The sequence below is a fragment of the Pseudomonas sp. DSV-1 genome (assembly GCF_035830915.1).
GTDB lineage: Bacteria > Pseudomonadota > Gammaproteobacteria > Pseudomonadales > Pseudomonadaceae > Aquipseudomonas.
Genome location: NZ_JAYMYG010000001.1, coordinates 1,173,504 through 1,199,586 on the forward strand (window position 1 = coordinate 1,173,504; position 26,083 = coordinate 1,199,586).

Genomic DNA, 26,083 nt, shown 5'->3' on the forward strand with positions numbered 1-26,083 from the left:
GCGTCAATGGCCGCTAGAGGTTTAACACCATGCTGCAACTGATTCTGGGCGGTGCCCGCTCGGGTAAAAGTCGTCTGGCTGAAAAGCTGGCGGCCGAGTCCGGCTGTGCCGTCACCTACATAGCCACCAGTCAGCCGCTGGACAGTGAGATGAACGAGCGCGTGCGCCATCATCGCGAACGCCGTCCAGAACATTGGGCGCTTATCGAAGAGCCGATTGAACTGGCCCGCGTGCTGCGTGAAAACGCTCGCGCCGATACTTGTCTGTTGGTGGACTGCCTGACCCTGTGGCTGACCAACCTGCTGATGCTTGAAGATCTGCAGCGCCTGAATACCGAGCGCGATGCGCTGCTGGAATGCCTGGCTGATTTGCCGGGCGAAATTGTGTTTGTCAGCAACGAAACCGGAATGGGTGTCGTGCCGCTGGGCGAATTGACTCGCCGCTATGTCGATGAAGCCGGTTGGTTGCATCAAGCCCTGGCCGAGCGCTGTCAGCGAGTCGTGCTGACAGTGGCGGGCCTGCCCCTGACGTTGAAAGGAACTGCACTATGAGCACCCCTTGGTGGCTGAACCCCTGCAAGCCCGTTGACCGTGACATGCAAGCGGCCGCGGCCGAGCGTCAGCAGCAACTGACCAAACCCGCAGGCTCCCTGGGCCAGCTTGAGGCCCTGGCGGTGCAACTGGCCGGTTTGCAAGGGCGGCTCAAACCCCGTGTCGATCAGTTGTGGATCGGGATTTTTGCAGGTGATCACGGTGTGGTCGCCGAAGGTGTGTCGGCCTATCCGCAAGCGGTCACCGGGCAAATGCTGCACAACTTTGTCAGTGGGGGGGCGGCAATCAGCGTGTTGGCCCGCCAATTGGGCGCGCAGCTGGATGTGGTGGACCTGGGCACGGTGACGCCGATGCTGGATCTGGCGGGGGTACGGCACTTGCAGTTGGGTGCGGGTACAGCCAATTTTGCGACGGGCCCTGCGATGTCCGACGCTCAGGGTCTGAAAGCCCTGCAGGCCGGGCGCGACAGCGTGTTGCGGGCGCAGGCGGCGGGCAGCGAGGTGTTTATCGGCGGTGAAATGGGCATTGGCAACACGGCGTCTGCCAGTGCCGTGGCCAGTGCGCTGCTGGATTGCCTTGCCTCGCAATTGACCGGGCCAGGCACTGGTCTGGATGCAGCCGGTGTCAGCCACAAGGCGGGGGTGATTGACCGTGCACTGGCGTTGCATGCCGGTCACCTCGACGATCCATTGCAGACACTGTTTCGCCTGGGTGGCTTTGAAATTGCCGCCTTGGTCGGCGCCTATGTGGCCTGCGCACAGGAAGGCGTGGTGGCGGTGGTGGATGGCTTTATCTGCACGGTGGCGGCCATGGTCGCGGTGCGTATGAATCCTGACTGCCGCGCGTGGCTGATCTTCAGTCATCGCGGAGCTGAGCAGGGTCATCGCCATGTGTTGGAAAGCTTGCAGGCCGAGCCGTTGCTGGACCTGGGCCTGCGTCTGGGCGAGGGCAGCGGTGCTGCGTTGGCGGTGCCGTTGATGCGTCTGGCGTGTGATCTGCACGGGCAGATGGCGACCTTTGCCGAAGCCGCCGTGGCAGATCGTCCGGCATGACCGTGCAGCTCGATTTGCTGCGTCACGGCGAGACTGAGCTGGGTGGCGGTTTGCGCGGCAGCATCGACGATGCCTTGACGGCGCTGGGCTGGGCGCAAATGCGTGATGCCGTGAAAGGCCAGGGGCCGTGGGATCGCATCGTCAGCTCACCGTTGCAACGTTGCGCATTGTTTGCCCGAGAACTGAGTGAGCAGCTCGATCTTCCGGTGTCTATGGACAAGGATCTGCAGGAACTTCATTTTGGTGCGTGGGAAGGGCAGAGCGCGGCAGCGCTGATGGAGGTTGATGAGCAGGCCTTGGGCTTGTTCTGGGCCGACCCCTACGCCTTTACCCCTCCCGACGGTGAGCCAGTGCTTGAGTTCTCGGCGCGGGTGCTGTCAGCCGTCAGCCGTTTGCAGCAGGACTTCGCAGGGCAGCGGGTGCTGGTGGTATGCCATGGCGGGGTGATGAAACTGCTGCTGGCTCAGGCCCGTGGCTTGCCTCGCGAGCAGTTGCTGCAAGTGCCGGTGATCCACGGCGCACTGTTCGGGCTGCAGGTCGACGCCGATGGGCAGCTCACCGAGGCCAACAGGTGATGCTGCCTTTCTGGATTGCATTGCAGTTTTTAAGCAGCTTGCCGATTCGATTGCCGGGTATGCCGCAGCCTCAGGAACTGGGGCGTTCCCTGCTGTTTTATCCGCTGGTGGGTTTGCTGTTTGGCGGGCTGTTGTGGGGCCTGAGTGCGCTGCTGGCCGGTGCACCGCTGATGTTGCACGCGGCGTTGCTGCTGACGGTATGGGTGTTGCTCAGTGGCGGGCTGCATCTGGATGGCCTGGCTGACAGTGCAGATGCCTGGCTGGGGGGCTTTGGCGACCGCGAGCGCACCCTGACCATCATGAAAGACCCCCGCAGCGGACCGATCGCGGTGGTGACGCTGGTATTGGTGCTGTTGCTCAAGTTCTGCGCGCTGCTCGCACTGATTGAGCAGCAAAACAGCGCGGTGCTTCTGGTCGCGCCGTTGATCGGGCGCAGCGCTTTGCTGGCCGTATTCCTGACGACCCCGTACGTACGGGCCGGTGGATTGGGTCAGGCGCTGGCCGATCATTTGCCACGCAGGGCGGGATGGTGGGTGTTGGGGCTCAGTGCCCTGGGGTGTGTGGTGTTGGCCGGGTATGCCGGGTTATGGGCCCTGGTGCTGGCAACAGCGGGGTTTGTATGGCTGCGCCGGGTGGTGATGCGCCGTCTGGGGGGCACTACGGGCGATACCGCCGGTGCGCTGCTGGAGTTGCTGGAAGTGCTGGTGCTGGTGGGGCTGGCGTTGATCGTTGCTTGACCAGTTGCCAGTTTCACCAAGGTTGATCGCTCCGAGATAAATCTTGATTCTGTTTTATTGCGGGTATATACATACAAAATGTTACCAACTCAGTGTTTATGCACCAATCTGCGACGTGCTGCGCGTGGCGTGAGCAGGCATTACGACGGCGCTCTCGACGGCTTCGGGATCAACGTCGCCCAGTATTCTTTGCTGTGTAATCTCAAGCGGCTCGATCAACCCAGCATTTCCAGCCTGGCAGAAGCCATGGGGCTGGATCGCAGTACGTTGGGGCGTAACGTGCGGGTGCTTGAGGGCGCGGGTCTGTTGAAACTGATGGAGGGGGCTGATCAGCGTAATCGTCTGGTCTGTCTGACTCCGGCAGGGGACGAGTGTCTGAAGGCTGCCTTGCCTGCCTGGGAGGACGCTCAGCAGCGCTTGATGGATCGTTTGGGTGAAGCCAAGCGCGCACAACTGTTACAGCTATTGGATGAGTTGGCAGGCACTGACTAGAGTTCAGTCGCTCGATTATAAATGGGTATATACCCGCTCCCGGAGAACAACAATGACATCGGTGTGGCGCAACAGTGGATGGGTCCTTCTTGGCAGTGCGCTTATCCTGGCCCTGTCTTTGGGCGTAAGGCATGGGTTCGGGCTGTTTCTGCCTCCCATGAGCGCGCAATTTGGCTGGGGGCGTGAGGTGTTTGCCTTTGCCATTGCCTTGCAGAACCTGATCTGGGGCCTGGCTCAGCCTTTTACCGGGGCACTGGCAGACCGCTTTGGCGCGGCCAGGGTGGTGATCGTCGGGGGTGTGTTGTATGCGGTGGGGCTGCTGCTGATGGGGCTGTCGGATTCGCCGCTGTCACTGTCGTTGAGCGCGGGGCTGCTGATCGGGATCGGTCTGTCCGGTACTTCGTTCTCGGTAATCCTGGGTGTCGTCGGGCGCGCCTTGCCCGCAGAAAAACGCAGCATGGGCATGGGGATTGCCAGTGCGGCGGGGTCTTTTGGTCAGTTCGCGATGTTGCCAGGCACTTTGGGGCTGATTGGCTGGCTCGGCTGGTCGACCGCGCTGTTGGTCTTGGGTGTGCTGGTGGCGCTGATTGTGCCGTTGGTCAGCATGCTCAAGGATCGGCCGCTACCCAATCTGGGTGGGGAGCAAACTCTCAAGGACGCATTGCGTGAGGCGTGTTCGCACTCGGGCTTCTGGCTATTGGCGTTCGGGTTTTTTGTCTGCGGCTTTCAGGTGGTCTTCATTGGCATCCACTTGCCGGCATATCTGGTGGATCAGCATCTCCCCGCGACAGTGGGTACGACGGTGCTGGCGCTGATTGGCCTGTTCAATATTTTTGGTACCTACACCGCCGGTTGGCTCGGCGGGCGCATGTCCAAGCCCCGTTTGTTGACGGCTTTGTACCTGGCCCGGGCGGTAGTGATCGGGTTGTTCCTGTGGGCGCCAGTGACGCAGTTCAGTGCGTATCTGTTTGGCATGGTCATGGGCTTTTTGTGGCTGTCGACCGTGCCGCTGACCAATGGCACGGTGGCAACCATGTTTGGTGTGCGTAACTTGTCGATGCTGGGCGGGATCGTATTTCTGTTCCATCAGCTCGGAGCATTCCTGGGCGGCTGGATGGGAGGTGTGGTCTATGATCAGACAGGTAGTTACGATCTGATCTGGCAGGTCTCGATCTTGTTAAGTATGTTGGCGGCGGCGTTGAACTGGCCGGTGCGCGAGCGCCCGGTGGCCCGTTTGCAGGCGCAGGGGAGTATGGGGTGAATTCGACCTGGATATGGCTCGGCGCAGCCAGTACTGGAGTGTTGTTGCTGGCCCTGATCTGGTGGGGCTGGCATCAAGGCGGATTGGCGTTAATGCAGTTGGGCATGGGCGCTTGCTAGTGTGGTCTCGGGTGAGTAAGTTCTGAGCCTCCCTCTTTTTCAAGGACACCGATGATGCTTAAGCGCTGGATTGCGATGCCTGTACTGCTGTTAGCCTGCGCCGGTACGGTTTGGGCGGCGGACTGTCCACCCTTGCTGGAAGGCACGCTGCCTAAATTGCGGGCCAAGGAATCGATTGATCTGTGCCAGCGCTTTGCCGGTAAACCACTGTTGATCGTCAATACGGCGAGCTTTTGCGGCTTTGCGCCACAGTTCAAGGGGCTTGAGGCGCTGAACCAGCGCTACAAGGGCCAGGGGCTGGAGTTGATTGGTGTGCCGTCGGATGACTTCAAGCAGGAATCCAAAGATGGCGAAGAGACGGCCAAGGTGTGTTACGTCAATTACGGTGTGACTTTCACCATGATCGATCCGCAGCATGTGCGTGGGCCTGATGCGACGCACTTGTTCAAGGTGCTGGCAGAACAGAGCAGCGCGCCAAAATGGAACTTCTATAAATACGTGGTTGATCGTCAGGGCAATGTGATTGCCAGCTTCTCCAGCCTGACCAAGCCCGATAGCCCTGAATTGATAGAGGCGATCGATAAGGCGATTGCTTCAAAGCCCTGAAACGCACCCATTAAAAATCCCCGCCTCGGTAACGAGAGCGGGGATTTTTTTGATTCAGCGGGCGAGGCGGTTGGCCTCGCAGTGAATCAGAACTTGTAGGTTGCGCCTACTGCAAAGCCGTTTGCGCTGTTTTCATATTTGGAGCTGTAGTAGCTACCGATCTGAGGTTTGGCATCATCCACCTTGACCGACTCTTCCTTGAGGTAGGAGTAAGCCACGTCAATGCTCAGGTTGTCATTGACGGCATAGCCGGCGCCCAGGCTGAAAATCGTACGGTCGCCGGTAGGGATACGAGGCGAGCGATTTTCATTGTTGGTAGGCGACTGATCCCAGGTCAGGCCAGTACGCAGTACCCACTGCTTGTTCAGCTGGTACGAGGTACCGATGGCGTATGCCCAAGTATCGTGCCAGTTTTGCTCTTCTTTAATCGTGGAGAAAAGAGCTGGGGCTGCACCACCACCGGCTGCAGCAGTAACGCCCTCGTTCTGGACGGTGATGTCTTTCAGGCGGCTCCAGCGAGTCCATGTACTACCTGCATAGACCTTCCACGCATCATTGATCTCTTGAGTAACCGACAGATCCCAGGATTCAGGGGTGTCGATTTTCAGTGTGGCGTCATAGCGGTTGCTTTTCAGGCGGGCGGCAGTGAACGGGTCGCTGCTGGCTGTGACGTTAGTGTGGCCTTCGAGTTTGTATTTGACCTTGGAATGATAAGTCAAACCAACGCGCGTGGTATCAGTGGCTTGTACCAGGATGCCGGCGTTGAAACCTAGCGCGGTATCGTCACCCTTGATTTTTACATTGCTGTCGCCTGCCCCGGCCAGTGGGTTGGGGGTCAGTCTGACTTCGGACTCAAGCGTACCGGCGATGCGGTTGATGGTCGGACCGAAACCAATCGACACGCGATCATTGAAGGCATAGCTCACGGTTGGTTGCAGGGTAACAACCTTAACTTCGCTTTTGCTGCCAAAGCCGCGGCCCTGGAAGCTGCTTTCATAGTCTGTTACGAGACCGAAAGGTGCATAAACACCGAAGCCTACAGCCCACTCGTCGTTGAGCTTGTTAGTGTAAAAGCCCATAGGCACCGCAGTGAACGGAACCATGTCGCCTTTATTGGTGCCGGAGATACTGCCTCGGGCATCCTTGATGTCGGTCGAAGCGTCGATCACGGCGATACCGCCAGTCACTTGCTGGCCGCTCAGGCGGGACATACCGGCAGGGTTACCAAAAACGGTACTTGCATCGTCGGCAGAAGATGAACGACCTGCGAAACCGGTCCCCATACCGCTTACGCTTTGTTCGTTAAGTGCGAAGCCACTAGCGAAAATCTGGCTGGAAGCCAAAGTGACAGCGAGGCCAAGTGTGGTCTTGAGCATTACTTTTTTCATTATTAGAACTCCTTATGATCACCGGACGAAAACTACCAACATTTTTGTGGAAGCGCTATAGGCTAAATCGCAGAAGATAGCGATGTTTTGTAGGACAATCCGACCGGTTTCAGGCTTTTTGCAGATTATTGCAAGTGATGGAAATCTCAAGCCACTTGGTTGAGAGGTGTAACGCAGGTGCGCCAAGCATGGGCGAAATCTCGCAAACGTCCATGTGGCTCAAAGGCTTGGCGCCAAATTCTTGCCATGCCCAGCAGGTCATCTGCTGAGGGGATGGCTATTTTTTGCTGTTCGATCAGCAGCCAGGCAATGGCTGTGGCGTACCGCAAATTAACCGTGAGCTCCAGGTGAGGGCTGCACAGGAACGCATGCTGACTGGCCAGTCCACGTACCAGGCTCGCCAGGTCCGGGTCGTGGGCCAGGTACTGATCCCACAGGGCGGTATGGCGAGGTTCGCGTATGCAGTAGAGCCCGTGACCATGACGATCATGCAGGGCCGAGCCTAAATTTGACTGGCTCGCTGCAATACCCAGCAACAAAGCTTCTGCATCCGGGTTGTCCTGCCCCAGATACAGAAGCGTTGGTCGAATTACGTAACGGCTCAACTCCCTGGCGGCGATACCCATAAAGTCCTCGAGGCCCGAAATGACCAGCGATACCCCATGGCTTGGCAGCTGTGAATCGAAAGGGTTCGCTGGAAGCGGAACGTACCGCTCAAGTTGAAGTGTAGTGTCATATCTTTGCTGTAACGGCCTGTTTTTAAAACATTTAAAGCTTCGGGCCGTTGGCTATATATCCGCAAGGACTTAAGCGATGCCGAATGTTTCTTAAATAGGAGGCAACAAAAAGCCCTGCGGATCAGGCAGGGCTTGTTGTGTAACGCTCAAGCTTTCAGGCGATAAGGGCCTGACGAGTACGCTCGATCACAGCTTGCAGGGGTTCTGCGCTGGAGTATTGGTCAGGGTACAGGCGCTCGCTGTGACGCGCGATGCCGTGTTCGTTGACCAGGGTGAAGCTGAAGCATCCTTTGCGAGCGGCCATAATCAGGCAGTTCATTGGAGCAAAGGCGTTGGTTAGGGTGCGAATGGCATCCTGAGTATGGATTTGAGTAGACATAGTTATTAGGTGTTCCTACAAATGACACGGATTCAGATCCGTGCTGCGTTAAAACGTTCCAGTGACGTCGAGCCATTCTTTGGCTGGACGAAGAACCTGACTGGAACAAAGCCGCCAGTTGGAGCGCATTAATTATGTGGCGCTTGGGCTGGCAGGTAGGTACTTAGGAGGGCAGGCAATCACAACTGGAGCTAAGGTTCCGTGCTCCAGGTGAAGATCCTGATCAATTTGCAGGTTGGTTCGGTCAGAGTAAAAGAACTTCGCGATACCCTGTGCGTTTGTGCAAAGGCCGTATCGTCGCAAGTTTTACCTGGAAACCATCTAGGGGGTCGGTCCCGTTTTGTCAGCGCTGCTTTGCTTTACGCAAGGTGGCTGGGAGGATTTGTTCGGCCCGAATTGACTTTCAGCTTGGTACTAACGCTGCGGATACTAACGGCTTGAAATGTTAAACGCAAGTGTGCTAGAAAAAATACTTTCTGTAGCCTTGGTTCAAGATGGGATAAATCATCTGGCCGCAGCGTGATCAGGTAGCGTTTTTGTTTGGTAATAGTACATTTTTGGGAGTTTTCCTGGGGGCGTAAAGCTTGGATTGTTGCCCAAATATCTGCACAACATCGCTCTGTCGCGGTGCGCTGGCCGACAGGTTGTGCTCTTTAAAGGCCCGAATTCCTGCTCTGAATGTGAACTTGTGCACATTTGCAGTGCTGCGGGCAAAATCAGCGCAGATACCCGTGTGTTCGTCCTCCTAGCCTGTCTGGTAAATTTAAGTCAATGAAAAACATCGTTTTTTTTAATTGGTGAAAAAATCGACAGTTTGACCCGAGGCCCCGTAGGGTGGGCCTTTGCGGGGGTTAAACTTGGGTTGTCCACTGACTTATCCACAGGATCTGTGGATTGTCCCGAGCGCTTGCTCTAGATCAAGGGTGTAGACTTTTTTCGACTTTACCCAAAGAAAAAAAGGAGTAGAGTGGCGCGCCTTCTGTTCTGCCCACAGTGTCGTATGAAGTTCCGCACAGCTACTTCCTCTGTTACTCGCTCAAATACCTCCAATGATGCCCCCAAGCGCTTTTCTTTGCGGGTGGCTATCTGGTTGCTGGATAACCCGCGTCTGGGTGCCAACCCCAGCATCCAGCACGTTGCCGGACATTTGCTCAAACAGCCCGCGCGCCAGGGTGTCGTGCTGGCCCAGAGCCGATTGGGGCAATTGATGTGCCGTGAATGCGGCAGCGCCCGTGATCAGCGTATCGGCCATGAACTCTTGCGTCAGGCCGCCCGTGCTGGTGATCGTCTGGCACAGCAGGAACTGAACAAGACCGAAGACTGAACTGTCTTCGGTGCCGTCTGTTGAGTACCCTTGATCTTTTACCTCGCGTGGAGGGGTTATGGCCCTGGATCTGAGCAGTCTGTTGCTTGGCTTGGCAGTAGCAGGTGTGCCATTGCTGGCGCTTGTCTGGCAGTTGCAACGCCGTGCCAGCGGTCATCATGCTGAGCTTGCGTTGATCGGTGAGCGCTTGAGTACGGCTCAGTTGGCCCAGGAAGGCCTGAGTGCCCAACTGGATGCCTGTCGCGATGAGGTCAGTGATCTTGGGCATGCCAATGCAGCCAAGCAGGCAGAGCTGGCCGCGCTGCGTCGAGAGGTCGAGTTGTTGCAGGTTGAGCGCGATAACGGGCGCGATGCAGCCCACGCCTGGAACCTGGAGCGCAATCAAAAAGAAGTCGAGCTGCGTCGCCTGGATGCCCATGCGTCTGCGCTGGCTGCCGAGTTGCGCGAGCAGCAAGACAGCCATCAGCAGCGACTCAATGACCTGCAGGGTTCACGTGATGAGCTGCGGGCTCAATTTGCCGAGCTGGCGGGCAAGATCTTCGATGAGCGCGAGCAGCGTTTTGCGGAGACGAGTAATGAACGCCTTGGACAACTGCTCGATCCGCTGAAAGAGCGCATCCAGTCGTTTGAAAAGCGCGTTGAAGAGAGTTATCAGCAGGAGTCGCGAGAGCGTTTCTCCCTCGGCAAAGAGCTGGAGCGCTTGCAGCAACTGAATCTGCGATTGAGTGATGAGGCGACCAACCTGACTCGCGCCCTGAAAGGCCAGAAAACCCAGGGCAACTGGGGTGAGTTGATTCTGGAGCGGGTGCTGGAGCACGCAGGGCTTGAGAAAGGCCGTGAATATCAGACCCAGGTGAGCCTCAAGGGCCCCGACGGCGAGCGTTTCCAACCAGATGTGCTGATCATGTTGCCGGGTGACAAGCAGGTTGTAGTCGATTCCAAGGTTAGCCTGACGGCGTATCAACAATATGTAGCCGCAGATGACGACGTGATTGGGCAGGCGGCACTCAAGCAGCACGTGCTGTCGCTGCGCAATCATGTAAAGGGCCTGGCCGGCAAAGACTACAAGCGTCTGGAAGGGCTCCACAGTCTGGATTTCGTCTTGTTGTTCGTACCGATCGAGGCGGCATTTTCGGCGGCGTTGCAAGCCGAGCCGAACCTGTTCCAGGAAGCTTTTGATCGTCATATCGTGATCGTCAGCCCCACCACGCTGCTTGCCACCTTGCGAGTGATCGACAGCCTCTGGAAGCAGGAGCGTCAAGGCCAGAATGCCCGTGAAATTGCCGAGCGCGCCGGTTGGCTGTACGACAAATTCGTATTGTTTATTCAGGATCTGGATGAGGTAGGCAATCGCCTTCAGCAGTTGGACAAAGCCTACAGTTCAGCACGAAACAAGCTGACTGAAGGGCGAGGCAATCTGGTCAGCCGCAGTGAGCAGCTCAGGTTGCTGGGCGCTCGGGCCAGTAAAAGCTTGCCTGCCGACTTGCTGGAGCGAGCCATGACCGACGCTGATGGCGTGGCGCATCCTGCGGAGTAAGGCAAGCGCCCTTTCTGTCAAAGCGGCACATGCCTGCTCAGCAATGCTCTCAGAACCGCAGGCTTTACCGGCTTGGGCAGGTATTCAAGGCCTGCGGCATGCACCTCGGCAATCATCTCAGGGCGGCCATCGGCACTGATCACCACGCCGGGCACTGGTTCGCCCAATTGTGCCCGCAGCCAGCCCATCAGTTCTGTACCGACCTCGCCGTCATCCAGGTGGTAGTCAACCAATACCAGTTGCGGGCGCACGCCCTCGTTAAGCAGTGCCGCGCACTCTTCGCGGTTGCGTGCGGTCCAGACACGGCAGCCCCATCGAGTAAGCAGGCTCTGCATGCCGATCAGGATGCTGTCTTCATTATCGATACACAGCACCTGGGCGCCTGTCAGAGGTTGGCCATTCTGCTCGACGACGACGGGCTGCGGTGAGGCCTGGCTCTTTGCCATCGGCACGCGGACGCTGAACACGCTGCCAAAACCGGGCCATGAGCGCACTTGCAGGGTGTGGCCGAGCACCTGGCACAAGCCGTCGGCAATCGCCAGGCCCAGGCCCAGGCCTTTTTCGGCACGGGTCTGGTGGCTGTCGAGGCGTTTGAACTCTTCAAAAATGACCTGCAGTTTGTCTGCCGGGATGCCCGGTCCTCGGTCCCACACCTCAAGGCACAGTTCGCCGCCGCGTCGCCGTACTCCCAGCAACACAGGGCCTTTGGCGTAGCGAAAGGCGTTTGTCAGGAAGTTCTGCAAGATGCGGCGCAGTAACTTGATGTCGCTGTTGATCCGTACACGGCTGCCGCGAACTCTGAAGTTCAAGCCCTGTTCCTGTGCCTGGGCGGTGAACTCATTGCCCAGGGTTTCAAACAGATCGTTAATGGCGAAAGGCTTGATGTCGGGGGTGATCTTGCCGTTTTCCAGGCGCGAAATGTCCAGCAGGTCGCTGATCAGGTCTTCTGCGGAGCGCAATGAACTGTCCAGATGCTGCACCAGCTTCTGGGCATCCGCGCTCAAGCCATCTTCCTGATGAGAGAGGGCGGCCGAGAACAGTCGTGCGGCGTTCATCGGCTGCATCAGGTCATGGCTGACGGCAGCCAGGAACCGGGTTTTGGACTGGCTGGCAGTTTCGGCCACGCCTTTGGCTTCGGTCAGCGCCTGATTCAACTGCGACAGTTCAAATGTTCGCTCGGCCACCCTTTGCTCCAGGCCCTCATTGGCCTCGGTCAAGGCCTGTTCGGCTTCGCGGAACGCGGTGATGTCGGTAAAACTCATCACGAAACCGCCGCCCGGCATGGGGTTGCCGATCAGTTCAATCACACGGCCATTGGGAAACAGGCGTTCAGACGTGTGCGCCCGACCCTGACGCATCCAGTGCAGGCGACGGGCCACATGAACTTCAGCTTCGCCGGGGCCGCACAGGCCCCGTTCTGCATTGTGACGAATGATGTCTGCAATCGGGCGGCCTACGCTGATTAACCCGTCGGGGTAGTCGAACAGCTCAAGATAGCGGCGATTCCAGGCCACCAGTTTGAGTGACTGGTCGACTACGCTGATGCCCTGAGTAATGTTTTCAATCGCGCCCTGAAGCAGCGCGCGGTTGAACTGCAGCACTTCCGAAGCTTCATCGGCAATGCGTACCACGTCCTCCAGTTGCATTTCCCGGCCTTCAATGGCCGCTTTTACGACCGCGCGAGTAGATGACGCGCCAAGTACCCCGGCCAGAAGCCGTTCTGTGTGGGCGATCCACTCGCCGTTGGCGTTCTGGTTGGGGTTGAAGCCCTTGCCCTGACGGTACGCGAAGCGAATAAAGCTCTGGTGGGCGCGTTCTTCGCCGACAAAACGTGCCGCGAGGGCGAGCAGGTCGTTGACCTGTACCGAGAGCATGGAGCGGCCACTGGGGTGGCTGCTCAACTCCTGGCCGATAAAACGCCCGGCCTGCCAGTGCTCTGACACCCGGGTGCGCGACAGCACCGAGACCCAGGCGAACAGGGTGAAGTTGCCGGCCAACGACAGCACCACGCCTTGGGTCAGCGGGGTGATGGACAGGCCCAGCGGGTTGCTGTGCAGCCACGCCAGCCCCGGGAAGTGGCTCAGATGCCAGCCAAAGCTGTGGGCGATGATCGGCAGTACCAGGGTGTAAAACCAGATAAAGGTGCCTGTGGCCAGTCCGGCAAAAACCCCCCGGCGGTTGGCTTGCTTCCAGTACAGGGCGCCGAGCATGGCCGGGGCCAGTTGAGTGACGGCAGCGAAAGCGATCTGGCCAATGGTGGCAAGGCTGGCGGTCGAACCCAGCAAGCGGTAGCTGACATAGGCCAGCAGTAAAATCACCACAATCGATACGCGCCGGACCGAGAGCATCCAGTGGCGGAACACTTCGAACGGGCGCTCGGCGTTTTTGTGTCGCAGTAGCCACGGCAGGAGCATGTCGTTGGAGACCATGGTCGACAGCGCGACACTGGCAACGATCACCATGCCGGTAGCAGCCGATGCCCCCCCAATAAATGCCAGCAATGCCAGTGCCGGGTGAGCCTGGGCCAGCGGCAGGCTGATCACGAACGAGTCGGGCAATACTGAGCTGGGCAGCAACATTTGCCCGGACAGGGCAATCGGCACCACAAACAGGCCCGCGAGAATCAGGTAGGCCGGAAACACCCATTTGGCCAGTTGCAGGTCTTGGGGCTCGATGTTTTCAACCACCGTGACGTGGAACTGTCGGGGCAGGCAAATGATCGCCATCATGGCCACGCCGGTCTGGACCACCATCGAAGGCCAATTGATGGTTTCCTTCCAGTACTGCTCAAGTCGCGGCGCTAGCATGGCCTGGTTGAACAGGTCGTCGAAACCGTCATACAGGCCATAAGTCACAAAGGCGCCTACCGCGAGAAAGGCGAACAGTTTGACCAGCGACTCAAAGGCAATGGCCAGCACCATGCCCCGGTGGTGTTCTGTGGCGTCGAGGTTGCGCGTGCCAAACAAGATAGTGAACAGCGCCAGCACCAGCGTCACGATCAGTGCCGTGTCCTCGACCCGGGAGCCGGTGGCGTCGGCGCCAGCCCCGATCAGCAGGTTAACCCCGAGCACAATACCTTTGAGTTGCAGGGCGATATAAGGCAGCACTCCCACCAGGCAGATCAGTGCCACCACAATCGCCAGCGACTGGGATTTGCCGTAGCGGGCGGCGATAAAGTCGGCAATGGAAGTGATGTTCTCCTGCTTGCTGATCATCACCATCTTTTGCAGTACCCAGGGCGCGCATACCAGTAGCAGCACAGGTCCCAGGTAAATCGGCAAGAACGCCCAGAGCTGCTCGGCAGCCTGACCAACGGCGCCGAAGAAGGTCCAACTGGTGCAGTACACGGCCAGCGACAGGCTATACACCCACGCGCGAACCCGCGGCGGCAGCGGTTTGCTGCGCCGGTCACCATAAAAGGCAATGGCGAACATGATGGCCATATAGGCGAGGGCGACGGCGGCGATAAGCCCGCTGGACAACGACATGAACACTCCTGAACGTGTAAGACCCGAGCAATCCGGCTGCGGGAAGCTAGTCTCGCATGATGTTCGGAGCGCGTCAGTGTCGACCATGGTCTGAGCGTGGTCAGGTGTCGCAGAGGTTGAGATGGTGCAGAAAAGCTATATATAGGAAAAACAGATAACAGTTAGAGAGATTACCCGTTATATAGATATTCGATTTGGTTCTACTCTAGTCCTACCTCACTTGAGGAACAGGAGGAACCCATGACTTGCCCTAACAAAGCCAATGCCGGTTTTCGGCCATTCAGCCACTTGCAGCACCCTCGCGAAGTGATCCGCCAGTTCACTCCGAACTGGTTTGCCGCGACCATGGGTACGGGGGTGTTGGCGTTGGCCCTGGCCCAGTTGCCGGTTCATATCCCTGGCCTGCGTGCCTTTGCCGAGGGGCTATGGCTGTTCAATATCGGTTTGTTCATCCTGTTCAGCGTGCTGTATGGCGCGCGCTGGATGCTTTACTTCGACGAGGCGCGACGTATTTTCGGGCACTCCACGGTGTCGATGTTCTTCGGCACCATCCCTATGGGCCTGGCGACCATCATTAACGGCTTTCTGGTGTTCGGCGTGCCGCGCTGGGGCAGCGAGATGGTGCAGGTGGCCGAGGTGCTGTGGTGGATTGATGTGGCCATGGCGCTGGGCTGCGGCGTGCTGATCCCTTATCTGATGTTTACCCGCCAGGATCACAGCATCGACCAGATGACCGCTGTCTGGCTGTTGCCGGTAGTCGCAGCAGAGGTCGCGGCGGCCAGTGGCGGGCTGTTGGCGCCCTATCTTACGGATACCGCCGCGCAGTTCCATGTGCTGATTACCAGCTATGTGCTGTGGGCATTTTCGGTACCAGTAGCGTTCAGTATTTTGACCATTTTGATCCTGCGCATGGCGCTGCATAAGTTGCCCCACGAGAGCATGGCGGCTTCCAGCTGGCTGGCCTTGGGGCCCATTGGCACGGGCGCCCTGGGCCTGTTGCTGCTGGGGGCCGATGCTCCGGCGATTTTTGCCGCCCATGGCCTGGCGCGGATCGGTGAAATTGCGGAAGGTCTGGGGCTGATCTCCGGGGTTATTTTGTGGGGCGTTGGCTTGTGGTGGATCGTTATCGCGGCGCTGATCACGATTCGTTACTTCCGCTCGGGTATCCCGTTCAATCTGGGGTGGTGGGGCTTTACCTTCCCGCTGGGCGTGTACTCGCTGGCCACCTTGCGCCTGGGCAGCATGTTGCAGCTGACCTTCTTTGATGTGGCCGGTTGTGTGCTGGTGGTGGCGCTGGCGCTGATGTGGCTGCTGGTAGGGACTCGCACGGTGCAAGGCGCTTATCGTGGTGAGCTATTTGTGTCGCCGTGTATTGCAGGCTTGAAGAAGTGAGACTTGTGCTCGGGTTCTGTGGGGAAACGCTGAAAAAGGTGTAGCCGCAAACAGAACCCGAGCAAGGTTGTGTCCTGAGTGTTACAACGGCCCTCCAAAGAGAAAGCCTATCAGCGCAACGTGAGTACATGGACGATGAGCCACCCCTCGCAATTCAGTTTGCTAAGCAAGCGCCGCTTCCTGCCTTTCTTCGTGACCCAGTCCCTGGGCGCTCTCAATGACAACCTGTTCAAGCAATCCCTGATTCTGGCCATCCTTTATAAGTTGAACATCGAGGGTGATCGGGGAATTTGGGTCAACCTCTGTGCGCTGCTCTTCATCGTGCCGTTTTTTCTGTTCTCGGCGTTGGCTGGCCAGTTCGGTGAAAAATACCCCAAGGACCGCCTGATTCGTCTGATCAAGTTGGGTGAGATTGCGATCATGATCGTCGCGGCCATAGGGTTTGCCTTCGATCATCTGGTCCTGATGCTGATTGCCCTGTTTGCGATGGGCACACATTCGGCACTGTTCGGGCCGGTGAAGTATTCGATCCTGCCGCAAACCCTGCGTGAAGAAGAGTTGGTCGGGGGGAATGGCCTGGTCGAGATGGGCACTTTTCTGTCGATTCTGGCGGGGACCATAGGGGCCGGGATCATGCTGTCGTCGAGCAATTACACTGTGGTTGTTTCAGGGGTGATCATTGCCGTGGCGGTGCTGGGCTATGTGGCCAGCCGTGGTATTCCGGCCGTGCCGGCGGATACACCACAACTGCGGCTGAACTGGAATATCTTCAGCGAATCATGGGCGACGTTGCGCATGGGGCTAAATCAGACCCCAGCCGTGTCGCGTTCTGTAGTGGGGAACTCGTGGTTCTGGTTTGTCGGTGCGATTTACCTGACGCAGATCCCGGCCTATGCCAAAGACTGGCTGTATGGCGACGAGACCGTGGTGACGTTGATCCTCACGGTATTCTCGGTGGGCATCGCTCTGGGATCGCTGCTGTGCGAGAAACTGTCGGGGCGCAAGGTCGAGATTGGTCTGGTGCCCTTCGGCTCATTTGGCCTGACAGTCTTCGGTCTGCTGCTGTGGTGGCATTCGGGGCAGATGCCGCAAAACATTCAGGCCAACGATTGGCTGGGGGTGCTGGGGTTCAGCCAGGCCTGGTGGGTGCTGTTCGATATTCTCGGGCTGGGGGTGTTTGGTGGTTTCTATATAGTGCCGCTGTACGCACTGATTCAGTCGCGTACCTCGGAAAGTGAGCGGGCGCGGGTCATTGCCGCCAACAACATTCTCAATGCGCTGTTTATGGTGGTGTCGGCGCTCGTCACCATCCTGTTGCTCAGTGTGGCCAAGCTGACGATTCCCGAGTTGTTTCTCGTGGTGTCGTTGATGAATATCGCGGTCAACACTTACATTTTCAAAATCGTTCCTGAATTCAGCATGCGTTTCATGATCTGGCTGTTGAGCCATTCCATGTACCGCGTGCAGCACAAACATCTGGAACTGATCCCCGATGAGGGGGCGGCATTGTTGGTCTGCAACCATGTGTCATTTGTAGATGCCTTGCTGATAGGCGGGGCGGTACGTCGTCCAATTCGCTTTGTGATGTATTACAAAATCTACAATCTGCCGGTGCTCAACTTTATCTTCCGCACTGCAGGCACGATTCCCATTGCCGGGCGTGCTGAAGACGAAGCTATTTATGAGAAGGCGTTCGACAAGATTGCCCAGTATCTGAACGATGGCGAACTGGTGTGCATCTTCCCGGAGGGCAAACTCACCACGGATGGGCAGATCAATGAATTCAAGGCGGGAGTGAGGCTCATTCTGGAGCGCACGCCGGTGCCGGTAATTCCGATGGCGTTGCAGGGTTTGTGGGGCAGCTTTTTCAGTCGCGACCCGAACAAGGGTTTTTTCCATCGACTGTGGTCGCGGGTAACGCTGGTTGCCGGTACACCGATAGCGCCTGGTGACGCCACGCAAAAACTGTTGCGTGAACGGGTGATGGCGTTGCGCGGGGCGGTCAAATAGGGAACGCAAATGTGGGAGCGGGCTTGCTCGCGATGCAGGCGCTGCGGTTCTTCATTAAAACCGCGTCGATCGCCATCGCGAGCAAGTCCGCTCCCACCGTTTATTGTGTTATGCGCTGATTTTTAGACCTACCAGGCCAGCAATGATCAGTGCAACACTGGCCAGTCGGAACAGCGCCATCGATTCACCAAACAGGATGATTCCTGCGATGACCGTACCGACTGCGCCGACACCCGTCCAGATTGCGTAGGCAGTGCCCAGTGGCAGTTCTTTCATGGCCAGGCCCAGCAAGCCAAGGCTGATAATCATGGCGCCGACGGTCAGGGTTGTAGGTAGCGGGCGGGTAAAGCCTTCGGTGTATTTCAGGCCGACGGCCCAGCCAACTTCAAACAGGCCGGCGAAAAACAGAATGATCCAGGACATGGTTATCTCCATCAACTGACGGGGTCGTCCCCAGAATAATCACTCGATGAGTCGCGAGGTCGTCCTCGCAGTGCGCAGTATATTGCACATGATTATTCCGTCAGGCAACCCCGAAATTTCACTCAGTTGCAGCCTTGGCTGCTGCCAGGCGATCTTCTTTCTCGCTCATGCGACGGAAATACGTCGACAGCAACGCCCCCGAAATGTTGTGCCATACACTGAACAGCGCGCTGGGTACGGCCGCCAGCGGTGAGAAGTGTGCGCTGGCCAGTGCCGCGCCCAGCCCGGAATTCTGCATACCGACTTCCAGGGCCAGGGATTTACGCTGGGCCAGCGGCAGCTTGAACAGACGACCGGTAAAGTAGCCGAGCAAATAGCCGAAGCTGTTATGCAGCATGACCACGGCCATGATCAGCAATCCTGACTTGGCGATCTGAGCCTGACTGGCCGCTACAACGGCGGCGACGATGATCACGATGCTGACCACCGAGACCAGGGGCAGTACGTCGACGGCAAAGCGCACCCGTGCACCGAGCAGGCGTTGGGCCAGTACCCCCAGCACGATGGGTAACAGCACAACTTGCAGGATCGACCAGAACAACTCCATAAATGAAACCGGCAACCAGGCGGAAGCCAGCAACCAGATGAGCGCCGGGGTCAGCAATGGTGCGAGGAGGGTGGTCACGGCGGCAATCGCAACAGACAGTGCAAGATCGCCGCGTGCCAGCCAGGTCATGACGTTGGACGATGTGCCGCTTGGGCAGCAGCCGACCAGAATCACGCCAACGGCGATTTCGGGTGGCAAGTGGAACACTTGGCAGAGCAACCACGCCACGCCGGGCATGATCACGAAATGAGCGACCACGCCCAGTGCCACGCGCCACGGATGGCGGGCGACTTCGGCGAAGTCTTCGAGTTTGAGTGTCAGCCCCATACCGAACATCACGACACCCAACAGGGGCACGATGTAGCCTTTAAGGCCGACAAACCAGGCAGGTTCAAGAAACGCCAGCACGGCGAAAATCAGCACCCAGTAAGCAAAGGTATTACCGACAAAGCGGCTTAAAGCAGCAAGTGCGCGCATGGTGGTCCTTTTTATAGTTGTGTTGAACCTGTAGTCGCTGCCGCAGGCTGCGATGGTTGCGAAGCGACACCCCGCTTCCATTTATAGAAAGCGAAGGTCCTTCGGCCCTTTTCGCAGCCTTCGGCAACTGCTACGGGTGGCTAGTTTTTAGATCCCTTGTGGAATCTCTTCGCCGCCCAATGCTTCGAACAGCTGCGGCAAGAACTCGCCGAAGGTCAGCATCATCAGGGTGAAGCTGGCGTCCTGCTGGCCCAGGTCGTCGTCACCGCCGTCCTGTTCAGCCTGGTCTTGCAGCAAGTCTTCGAACTTGAGGCGTTTGACCACCAGTTTGTCGTCCAGCACGAACGACAGTTTGTCCTGCCACGCCAGCGACAGTTGGGTAACCACTTTACCGGTGCTCAAGTGCAGCTGGATTTCGTCGCTGGTCAGGTCCTGACGCTTGCAGCGAATGATGCCGCCGTCTTCATGGGTATCGCGCAGCTCGCATTCGTCGAGGACGAAGAAGTTGTCGGCGGCTTTTTGGGTCTTGACCCATTCGGTCATGACGGCGCTAGGTGCGATTTTGACTGCGAGAGGGCGAACGGGCAGCGAGCCGATCACTTCACGCAAGGTAGACAGCAGGTCTTCGGCGCGTTTTGGGCTTGAAGCATTGACCAGGATCAGGCCCTGCTTGGGAGCGATGGCGGCAAAGGTCGCCGAGCGGCGAATAAAGGCACGCGGCAGAAAAGCCTGGATAATTTCATCCTTGAGCTGATCGCGCTCCTTCTTGTAGACCTTGCGCATTTGCTCGGCTTCGATCTCTTCGACCTTCTCCTTCAAAGCATCACGTACAACGCTGCTTGGCAGGATACGTTCTTCTTTACGGGCGGCGATCAGCAGGAAGTCCTGGCTGACGTGAACCAGTGGCGCGTCTTCGCCTTTGCCGAACGGGGCAACGAAACCGTAGGTGGCTACTTCCTGGCTTGAACACGGGCGGGCCAATTTGGTGGCCAGTGCAGTTTCCAGCACCTGCGCATCAAAAGGCAGATCTTGGGTCAGGCGATAGATAAGCAGGTTTTTGAACCACATGGGGTGAATCACTCCTTTATACAAAGACGCATTATTCGCTTGATAGCCTTAATAGGCCAACCCTGCGCTAAGCCTTTGTCACCGTTAGAAAAATTATTTTAAAAAGTGCTTGCCAGACTATAGGTCGCTACGTAGAATGCGCGCCACACCGAGAGTGAAAGGGTGATTAGCTCAGCTGGGAGAGCATCTGCCTTACAAGCAGAGGGTCGGCGGTTCGATCCCGTCATCACCCACCATTCGCTCACAGTGTTACGCGCAGCGGTAGTTCAGTCGGTTAGAATACCGGCCTGTCACGCCGGGGGTCGCGGGTTCGAGTCCCGTCCGCTGCGCCATTTTTTGTACCACAAGCCCCTTGAACGCTTGTGGTTGGGCAAGCTCGCTGAATGCAGGCTTTCCTGAAAGGCTTCGATTTTGCAGTTCGCTGCAAAATCAAAGATGCAGGGCGTTGGAAACGGAAGTTTTTACCGGGTTTTGAAAAAAACTTGAATAAAAACAACCACTTACACAAAAAGTGTGAGAGAATGCGCCCCGCAACGAAAGTGAAGTAAAGGGTGATTAGCTCAGCTGGGAGAGCATCTGCCTTACAAGCAGAGGGTCGGCGGTTCGATCCCGTCATCACCCACCACTTACTTTCAATGTTACGCGCAGCGGTAGTTCAGTCGGTTAGAATACCGGCCTGTCACGCCGGGGGTCGCGGGTTCGAGTCCCGTCCGCTGCGCCATATTTTGAACACAAGCCCCTTGAACGCTTGTGATCAGCAAGAAGCCTGCCTAGTGCAGGCTTTTTTGTGCGCGTGTGTTTTTGTTGACGGTCAAAAACCCGTAGCAGCAGCCTCGTTCCTTCGGCAGTTGCTACGGTAACGCTTTTATCGTCTAGAAATCCCAGCGCGTTGTCACCATGACGTTGCGCGGGTCTCCGTAGTACGACGAGTTGTAAAAACCGATGTTGGTGTAATACGCCTTGTCGAACACGTTGTTGAGGTTGACGGTAGCCGAGAGGTTTTTTGAAATCTGATAGCGCGCCATCAAATCAACCAGCCAGTACGGATCCTGGGAGAATTTTTCCTCGACGCCGCCTTTGTTCCAGTTGGTCAGCACCTGCCAGCCCGTGCTTTGCCACCGAACGCCGCCGCCCAGGGTCAATTTGTCGAGATCACCGGTCAGCTTGTAGCTGGTATACAGGTTGATCTGGTCCTCAGGCTCCCATGTCGAAACCTTTTTCCCGCTCTGGTCACGCACCACCTTGTGTGTGTAGCCCGCCTGCAACTGCCAACCCGGCATCAGCTCCCCGGAGATTTCTGCTTCGTAACCCTTGGTCGTGGCTTTGATGCCTTTATAGGCGTAGTCAATGTCCGGGTTGGTTGGATTGCCGTTGTAGGCCGTATCTGCTTCAGGGCGGTTGTCCTGATGCACTTCGAAATACGCGAGGCTTGAGTTCAGGCGACCATCAAAGAATTCGCCTTTCAGCCCCAGCTCGTAGTTGGTGCCTTCATCGGGTTCAAGCATCTTGTTGTCGCGATTGCGGTAGTACGACTGTGGCAAGAAGATTTCTGTATAGCTGGTGTAGGCAGAAATAGTGTCGTTGATGTCGTAGATCAAGGCGGCATATGGGAGCACTTTGCCAGTGTCTTTGGCGTGGCTGGTACCAGTCAGTGTGTAGTTGGCCACTCGGGTGCCCAGCATCAGCTTCAAGTCGTCTGTCAGGCTGAAGCGGCCGGTCATGTAGGTGCCGACCTGGCGCGTGGTTTCATCATTGTATGAAGTCACGTTGCGCCAGTCCGGTTCCGGCGCGTCGCCTTTCCAGTTGTAGTAGTCGTAGGCGTTGTTGCCCATGTTGGCATTGGTGTAATCCTTGCCGGTCCAATGGGATCTGGATACCGAGCCGCCGACCACCAGTTCGTGCTCGCGCCCCAGCAGGCTGAAAGGGCCGGTGGCAAAAAGGTCGCCGCTGTCGCTGACGTATTCGCCGGTGTACTTGCGTGCAAGGATCGGCGCCAGGCCGGTGGTGGCGTCCGGGTCGAGCAGTGCGCCCAGTGGAGCGTTATAGCCGTTGATCTGGTGGTTGTACTGCCCTTTGACGACCCAGCCATTGTCGAAATTGTGTTCCAGGGTCGAGAACACGGTTCGGGTGTACTGCTTCCAGCTGCTCCACTTGGTACCGTTGTTGAACGAACGTGGGGTGCTGATGCGATCTCCGTTGGAGTTGAACAGCGATGCGCTGCCCGACCAGCTGGAGCCTTTTGGGTTGTTGTCCTGATAGTCGGCGCCAAGTGTCAGCAGGGTGTCAGGGCTCAGATCTACCTCAAGAATCCCGTAGTAGACCTCGCTGTCGCGCTTGTAATGGTCCATGAACGAGTGTTTGTCCTGATAGGCCGCCACAGCCCGGCCACGGACATTGCCGCTCTCGGTCAAAGGGCCGCTGACATCGATCTCGGAGCGGTAGTTGTTCCAGGAGCCAGCGCCTACGTCGATGTGTGCCTTGAATTCCCGGGTGGGTTTTTTACGCACCATATTGATCGTGCCGCCCGGCCCGCCAGCGCCGGTGAGCAGTCCGGTTGCCCCCTTGAGGATCTCGACCCGGTCATAGATCGCGGTGTCGGTCAGTGTGTGCCCGGCAGAATATTGCGGGTCTTGCAGAATCGGGATGCCATCGTATTGAAAGTTCTTGATCGCAAAGCCGCGGGAGTAATAGCTGGTGCGATCACTGTCGTAGGTGGCCACGGTGATGCCGGGGGTGTGGCGCATCACATCATCGATCGAGTTGAGGCCAAAGTCGTCCATTGCCTGGCGCGTCACTACGGAAATCGACTGCGGTGTTTCTCGCGGTGTCAGCACCATGCGTGTTGCGGTGGCGATGGAGCCTGGGGTGTAGGAACCGGAACCTTCGATAATAGTGCCCAGCTGATTGGCGCTGACCTGTGTGGCGCCCAACTCCAGCGAGCCGCCTGCAGCCGGTAGAGCGTCGAGCATATAGCCATTGGCGCTTTTAACCGCGGTGTAGCCGCTGCCACGCAACAATGCTTCGAATCCGCTTTGTTCGTTGTAGGTGCCATGCAGGCCGGGAGTCGACAGGCCTTCCAGGTTGCTTGACTGAAAAATGATTGCCACACCGGCCTGTTGCGCGAAGCGATTGAGCGCGTTGCTCAGCGGGCCGGCTGGAATGTCATAGGCTTGCACGGCCGCCGATTGTGCCTGAGCGGTCGAGGTGCAGAGCACTCCGGTCGCCGAGGCGACAATCAAGTGAATTGCCAGAGCCAGCGGCGTGCAGGTACGCGGGCCAAAGCGCCCGCGCAGGTTGGAGGAAGTCAGCATGGAAAGCGCAGTCCTTTATGAGTCGTTGTACCTACCTTGACGGCTGACTCGGGAAAAGCGGAACGAATGGGAATTATTATTTTTTAGGCGGCTGCAGCTGGCTGATCACAATGAGCCACGGGGTATAGGTCTTTATCTGCAGGGGCAGGGTTTCGGCGATCAGTTGCAGTGCCTGATCGGTATCGTCCAGAGGCAGCACGGCCGAAACGCGCAGGCTGGCCAGGGCCTCGCGATCAAACTGGAGATGGCCCCGTCGATGGCGGGAAATTTCGTCAAGAACCTGGGGCAGGGGCTGGTTTTCAACCACCAGTTGATGGCGCTCCCAGGCTTGATTGATGCTCGCGGCAGAGACCGTTCCCGAGAGCTCGACCGAGTCGCTGCGAATCAATGCCCGGGAACCGGCACCCACTTCCAGAGTTTGCTGCTCGTTTGCGCTCTGCGCCGCGACTCTCGACTGCAACATGCTCAAGACGGTGGTATCACCCTGGCGTTTGACCACGAAGCGGGTGCCCAGTGCGCGCATGCTGCCTTGAGCCGTCTGTACGAAAAAGGGGCGGGCGCTGTCGTGCGCAACGTCGACCAGTACTTCACCCTGCAGCAATTCAATACGCCGCTCTTGACCATCGAAATGCACGTTGACCGCGCTGGTGCCGTTGAGGGTAAGGGTCGAGTTGTCGGCAAGGCGCTGGGTCTTCCAGTCGTTGGGGCCGGTGCTGATATCGGCCATCCATTGTTCGGGATAAGGGCTTTTCATGACCAGCGTGACGGGGACTGCCAGGCAGCCGGCAATCAGCAGTGCGCGCAGGACCTGCTTGCGTTGGGTTGCAGGTTTGCGCCGATTGAACCCTGCGTTGAGGGCCGCTTTTGCCGGAGCCGAGTGTTCGCGCAAGGACTGCAGGCGGTTGATCACATCCTGCATGCGCAGGGCGGCGCCAGCGTGTTTCGGGCTTTGTTGCTTCCAGCGCTCGAACTCCTGGCGCAGTGATTCACTGAAGCCTTCTTCGTGCAGGCGCAAAATCCATTCGGCGGCTTGCTCGTCTATTGTCTGGCGCGGCTCTGGCATGGCGGTTTCAGGTATCCAGGCTGTGACTGCAGTGCAGCAGGGCCTGGATCAGATACTTGCGCACCGTACGATCAGATAACCCCAGTTGTCGGGCAATCTCACACTGGGTCAGGCCGTCCAGGTAATACAGCACAAACGCCTGGCGCGCCTTGTCCTGCATGCCCTCAAGGATAAACGCTATCTGCTCGAGGGCTTCCAGGGTGGCAAGGATCTGCTCGGGTGATTGAAAGTTCTCGAGTGTTTCTGCCGTGAGGGCCAGCTCCTGGAGGTAGGCGTTCTCTATTTGTTTGCGGCGCACCTGATCGATGATCAGTCGGCGTGCCGTAGTACTCAAGAAGGCGCGGGGCTCACGCAGAGTCGCCACCGACTCGCGGGCATTGAGAATTCGGGTGAAGGTGTCCTGTGCCAGATCCGCCGCATTGTGTGCGCAACCAAGCTTTCTGCGCAGCCAGCCAAACAGCCAGCCGTGATGTTCGCAGTACAGCTCAGTAATAGTTGCCTGGTAAGGGGGGTCACCCGAAGACATAGGACTTTGCCCAAACGTTATTGAGAATAATTACCAATTCTTAACGAAAGTCTGGGGTAAACGCAAGGTGGACGGCAGAAGATGTAGTCGCTGCCGCAGGCGGCGAGCTTTTGACTCAATCACCCAATCAAAAGCTCGAAGCCTTCGGCAGCGACTACGGGAAACGGATCAATTCTTGGCGATCAGATTGCCGGCATGCAGCCCGCATTCTTTCTGCGTGGCTTCTTCCCACCACCAGCGGCCTTCGCGCTCGTGCTGGTTGGGCAGGACCGGACGGGTGCAGGGCTCGCAGCCGATGCTGATAAAACCGCGCTCATGCAGGCTGTTGTATGGCAGTTCCAGCATGCGGATATAGCCCCAGACCTCTTCGCTGGTCATCTGTGCCAGCGGGTTGAACTTGTACAGGGTGCGTTCCGGCGTCGAGAACGCGCCGTCGATTTCCAGTGCTGCGACCTGGCTGCGGGTGCCCGGGCTCTGGTCGCGGCGCTGGCCGGTCGCCCAGGCTTTGACTGTCGACAGTTTGCGGCGCAGCGGCTCGATTTTGCGCACGCCACAGCATTCGCCATGCCCGTCCTTGTAGAAGCTGAACAGGCCTTTTTCCTTCACGAACGGTTCAAGCCTGGTTTGATCCGGCGAGATCAGCTCGATCTGAATCTTGTAGTGATCGCGCACTTGCTCGATGAACCGGTAGGTCTCGGGGTGCAGGCGGCCGGTGTCGAGGCTGAAAACCTTGACGTTCTTGTTGAGTTTCCAGGCCATGTCCACCAGCACCACGTCTTCGGCGCCACTGAAGGAAATCCAGAGGTCGTCACCAAAGTGTTCGAAGGCGAGTTTGAGTATGTCTTGCGGGGACTTGCTGGCGTATGTCGCGGCGAGTTCAGCGACGTCGAACGGATGGCTCATCAGGCGGCTTCCTACAGTAAATGGCGCTTGGCGCTCTCTAGTGACGCGATCTTAGCA

The 26,083-nt window shown here is 57.8% G+C and carries 23 protein-coding genes and 4 tRNA genes; 16 read left to right on the forward strand and 11 right to left on the reverse strand.

The window, feature by feature from the left end; all coding sequences use genetic code 11:
• Positions 1-29 precede the first annotated feature (29 nt).
• The 8 genes from cobU (at position 30) to VSQ83_RS05630 (ending at position 5,393) form a co-directional block, all read left to right on the forward strand.
• On the forward strand, positions 30-551 hold the full coding sequence (gene cobU / locus VSQ83_RS05595; protein WP_326398336.1) for a bifunctional adenosylcobinamide kinase/adenosylcobinamide-phosphate guanylyltransferase: 522 nt from the start codon (positions 30-32) through the stop codon (positions 549-551).
• The gene (cobT, locus tag VSQ83_RS05600; RefSeq protein WP_326425632.1) at positions 548-1,603 is read left to right on the forward strand and encodes a nicotinate-nucleotide--dimethylbenzimidazole phosphoribosyltransferase; all 1,056 of its coding nucleotides are present in this window, start codon (positions 548-550) and stop codon (positions 1,601-1,603) included. Before cobU ends, cobT begins: the two co-directional genes overlap by 4 nt.
• Positions 1,600-2,178, forward strand: coding sequence for an alpha-ribazole phosphatase family protein (gene cobC, locus VSQ83_RS05605; RefSeq protein ID WP_219260712.1), 579 nt, complete (start codon positions 1,600-1,602; stop codon positions 2,176-2,178). Before cobT ends, cobC begins: the two co-directional genes overlap by 4 nt.
• Complete coding sequence (locus tag VSQ83_RS05610) at positions 2,178-2,915, forward strand: adenosylcobinamide-GDP ribazoletransferase (RefSeq protein ID WP_133075734.1); 738 nt, start codon at positions 2,178-2,180, stop codon at positions 2,913-2,915. Before cobC ends, VSQ83_RS05610 begins: the two co-directional genes overlap by 1 nt.
• 78 nt (positions 2,916-2,993) lie before the next feature.
• Positions 2,994-3,407 (forward strand): MarR family winged helix-turn-helix transcriptional regulator, encoded by a 414-nt coding sequence (locus tag VSQ83_RS05615; RefSeq protein WP_133075733.1) that lies wholly within the window; start codon positions 2,994-2,996, stop codon positions 3,405-3,407.
• Between the two features lie 52 nt (positions 3,408-3,459).
• On the forward strand, positions 3,460-4,668 hold the full coding sequence (locus VSQ83_RS05620) for an MFS transporter (protein WP_442800225.1): 1,209 nt from the start codon (positions 3,460-3,462) through the stop codon (positions 4,666-4,668).
• The gene (locus tag VSQ83_RS05625) at positions 4,665-4,787 is read left to right on the forward strand and encodes a hypothetical protein (protein WP_257622754.1); all 123 of its coding nucleotides are present in this window, start codon (positions 4,665-4,667) and stop codon (positions 4,785-4,787) included. The genes VSQ83_RS05620 and VSQ83_RS05625 overlap by 4 nt, the downstream gene beginning before the upstream one ends.
• Positions 4,788-4,841: 54 nt before the next feature.
• On the forward strand, positions 4,842-5,393 hold the full coding sequence (locus VSQ83_RS05630; protein ID WP_219260710.1) for a glutathione peroxidase: 552 nt from the start codon (positions 4,842-4,844) through the stop codon (positions 5,391-5,393).
• 86 nt (positions 5,394-5,479) lie between these two features.
• Here VSQ83_RS05630 and VSQ83_RS05635 read toward each other — a convergent pair whose 3' ends face one another.
• The 3 genes from VSQ83_RS05635 to VSQ83_RS05645 form a co-directional block, all read right to left on the reverse strand.
• Entirely contained in the window at positions 5,480-6,781 is a 1,302-nt protein-coding gene (locus VSQ83_RS05635; RefSeq protein ID WP_133075730.1) for an OmpP1/FadL family transporter, read from the reverse strand.
• A 146-nt stretch (positions 6,782-6,927) separates the two neighbouring features.
• Positions 6,928-7,407: a hypothetical protein gene (locus VSQ83_RS05640; protein WP_133075729.1), complete on the reverse strand. Its 480-nt coding sequence runs from the start codon at positions 7,405-7,407 to the stop codon at positions 6,928-6,930.
• Positions 7,408-7,672: 265 nt separating this feature from the next.
• The gene (locus VSQ83_RS05645; RefSeq protein WP_019407963.1) at positions 7,673-7,897 is read right to left on the reverse strand and encodes a hypothetical protein; all 225 of its coding nucleotides are present in this window, start codon (positions 7,895-7,897) and stop codon (positions 7,673-7,675) included.
• 1,000 nt (positions 7,898-8,897) lie between these two features.
• Here VSQ83_RS05645 and VSQ83_RS05650 point away from each other — a divergent pair.
• Positions 8,898-9,221 carry a sel1 repeat family protein gene (locus VSQ83_RS05650; RefSeq protein WP_133075728.1) on the forward strand — a complete coding sequence of 108 codons (324 nt, stop codon included), beginning with the start codon at positions 8,898-8,900 and terminating at the stop codon, positions 9,219-9,221.
• Between the two features lie 172 nt (positions 9,222-9,393).
• Positions 9,394-10,758: a DNA recombination protein RmuC gene (rmuC, locus tag VSQ83_RS05655; RefSeq protein WP_326427686.1), complete on the forward strand. Its 1,365-nt coding sequence runs from the start codon at positions 9,394-9,396 to the stop codon at positions 10,756-10,758.
• Positions 10,759-10,775: 17 nt separating this feature from the next.
• Here rmuC and VSQ83_RS05660 read toward each other — a convergent pair whose 3' ends face one another.
• Positions 10,776-14,246 (reverse strand): hybrid sensor histidine kinase/response regulator, encoded by a 3,471-nt coding sequence (locus VSQ83_RS05660; protein ID WP_326425637.1) that lies wholly within the window; start codon positions 14,244-14,246, stop codon positions 10,776-10,778.
• A gap of 240 nt (positions 14,247-14,486) precedes the next feature.
• Here VSQ83_RS05660 and VSQ83_RS05665 point away from each other — a divergent pair, with 240 nt between their 5' ends.
• Together VSQ83_RS05665 and VSQ83_RS05670 are read left to right on the forward strand one after the other, a co-directional pair.
• Entirely contained in the window at positions 14,487-15,638 is a 1,152-nt protein-coding gene (locus VSQ83_RS05665) for a TDT family transporter (protein ID WP_326425639.1), read from the forward strand.
• 135 nt (positions 15,639-15,773) lie between these two features.
• Positions 15,774-17,648: an MFS transporter gene (locus VSQ83_RS05670; protein ID WP_326425641.1), complete on the forward strand. Its 1,875-nt coding sequence runs from the start codon at positions 15,774-15,776 to the stop codon at positions 17,646-17,648.
• Positions 17,649-17,756: 108 nt separating this feature from the next.
• On the opposite strand, the gene sugE is transcribed toward VSQ83_RS05670, so the two are convergent.
• From sugE to rdgC, 3 genes are all read right to left on the reverse strand, one after another.
• Entirely contained in the window at positions 17,757-18,071 is a 315-nt protein-coding gene (sugE, locus tag VSQ83_RS05675; RefSeq protein WP_133075723.1) for a quaternary ammonium compound efflux SMR transporter SugE, read from the reverse strand.
• A gap of 118 nt (positions 18,072-18,189) precedes the next feature.
• Entirely contained in the window at positions 18,190-19,155 is a 966-nt protein-coding gene (locus VSQ83_RS05680; RefSeq protein ID WP_133075722.1) for a bile acid:sodium symporter family protein, read from the reverse strand.
• Between the two features lie 147 nt (positions 19,156-19,302).
• Positions 19,303-20,223, reverse strand: coding sequence for a recombination-associated protein RdgC (gene rdgC, locus VSQ83_RS05685; protein ID WP_095037579.1), 921 nt, complete (start codon positions 20,221-20,223; stop codon positions 19,303-19,305).
• Between the two features lie 160 nt (positions 20,224-20,383).
• On the opposite strand from rdgC, the gene VSQ83_RS05690 reads away from it, so the two are divergent.
• The 4 genes from VSQ83_RS05690 (at position 20,384) to VSQ83_RS05705 (ending at position 20,944) form a co-directional block, all read left to right on the forward strand.
• Positions 20,384-20,459, forward strand: a tRNA-Val gene (locus tag VSQ83_RS05690).
• A gap of 19 nt (positions 20,460-20,478) precedes the next feature.
• Positions 20,479-20,555: transfer RNA gene (locus tag VSQ83_RS05695), tRNA-Asp, on the forward strand.
• 217 nt (positions 20,556-20,772) lie between these two features.
• Positions 20,773-20,848, forward strand: a tRNA-Val gene (locus tag VSQ83_RS05700).
• Between the two features lie 19 nt (positions 20,849-20,867).
• A tRNA-Asp gene (locus VSQ83_RS05705) sits at positions 20,868-20,944 on the forward strand.
• Positions 20,945-21,095: 151 nt separating this feature from the next.
• Here the strand turns inward: VSQ83_RS05705 and VSQ83_RS05710 are convergent.
• From VSQ83_RS05710 to VSQ83_RS05725, 4 genes are all read right to left on the reverse strand, one after another.
• Positions 21,096-23,534: a TonB-dependent siderophore receptor gene (locus VSQ83_RS05710; RefSeq protein ID WP_326425643.1), complete on the reverse strand. Its 2,439-nt coding sequence runs from the start codon at positions 23,532-23,534 to the stop codon at positions 21,096-21,098.
• A 76-nt stretch (positions 23,535-23,610) separates the two neighbouring features.
• The gene (locus VSQ83_RS05715; RefSeq protein ID WP_326425645.1) at positions 23,611-24,597 is read right to left on the reverse strand and encodes a FecR family protein; all 987 of its coding nucleotides are present in this window, start codon (positions 24,595-24,597) and stop codon (positions 23,611-23,613) included.
• A 7-nt stretch (positions 24,598-24,604) separates the two neighbouring features.
• The gene (locus tag VSQ83_RS05720) at positions 24,605-25,123 is read right to left on the reverse strand and encodes a sigma-70 family RNA polymerase sigma factor (protein WP_326398327.1); all 519 of its coding nucleotides are present in this window, start codon (positions 25,121-25,123) and stop codon (positions 24,605-24,607) included.
• A gap of 168 nt (positions 25,124-25,291) precedes the next feature.
• On the reverse strand, positions 25,292-26,026 hold the full coding sequence (locus VSQ83_RS05725) for a phosphoadenylyl-sulfate reductase (RefSeq protein WP_133075718.1): 735 nt from the start codon (positions 26,024-26,026) through the stop codon (positions 25,292-25,294).
• Positions 26,027-26,083: the final 57 nt, after the last annotated feature.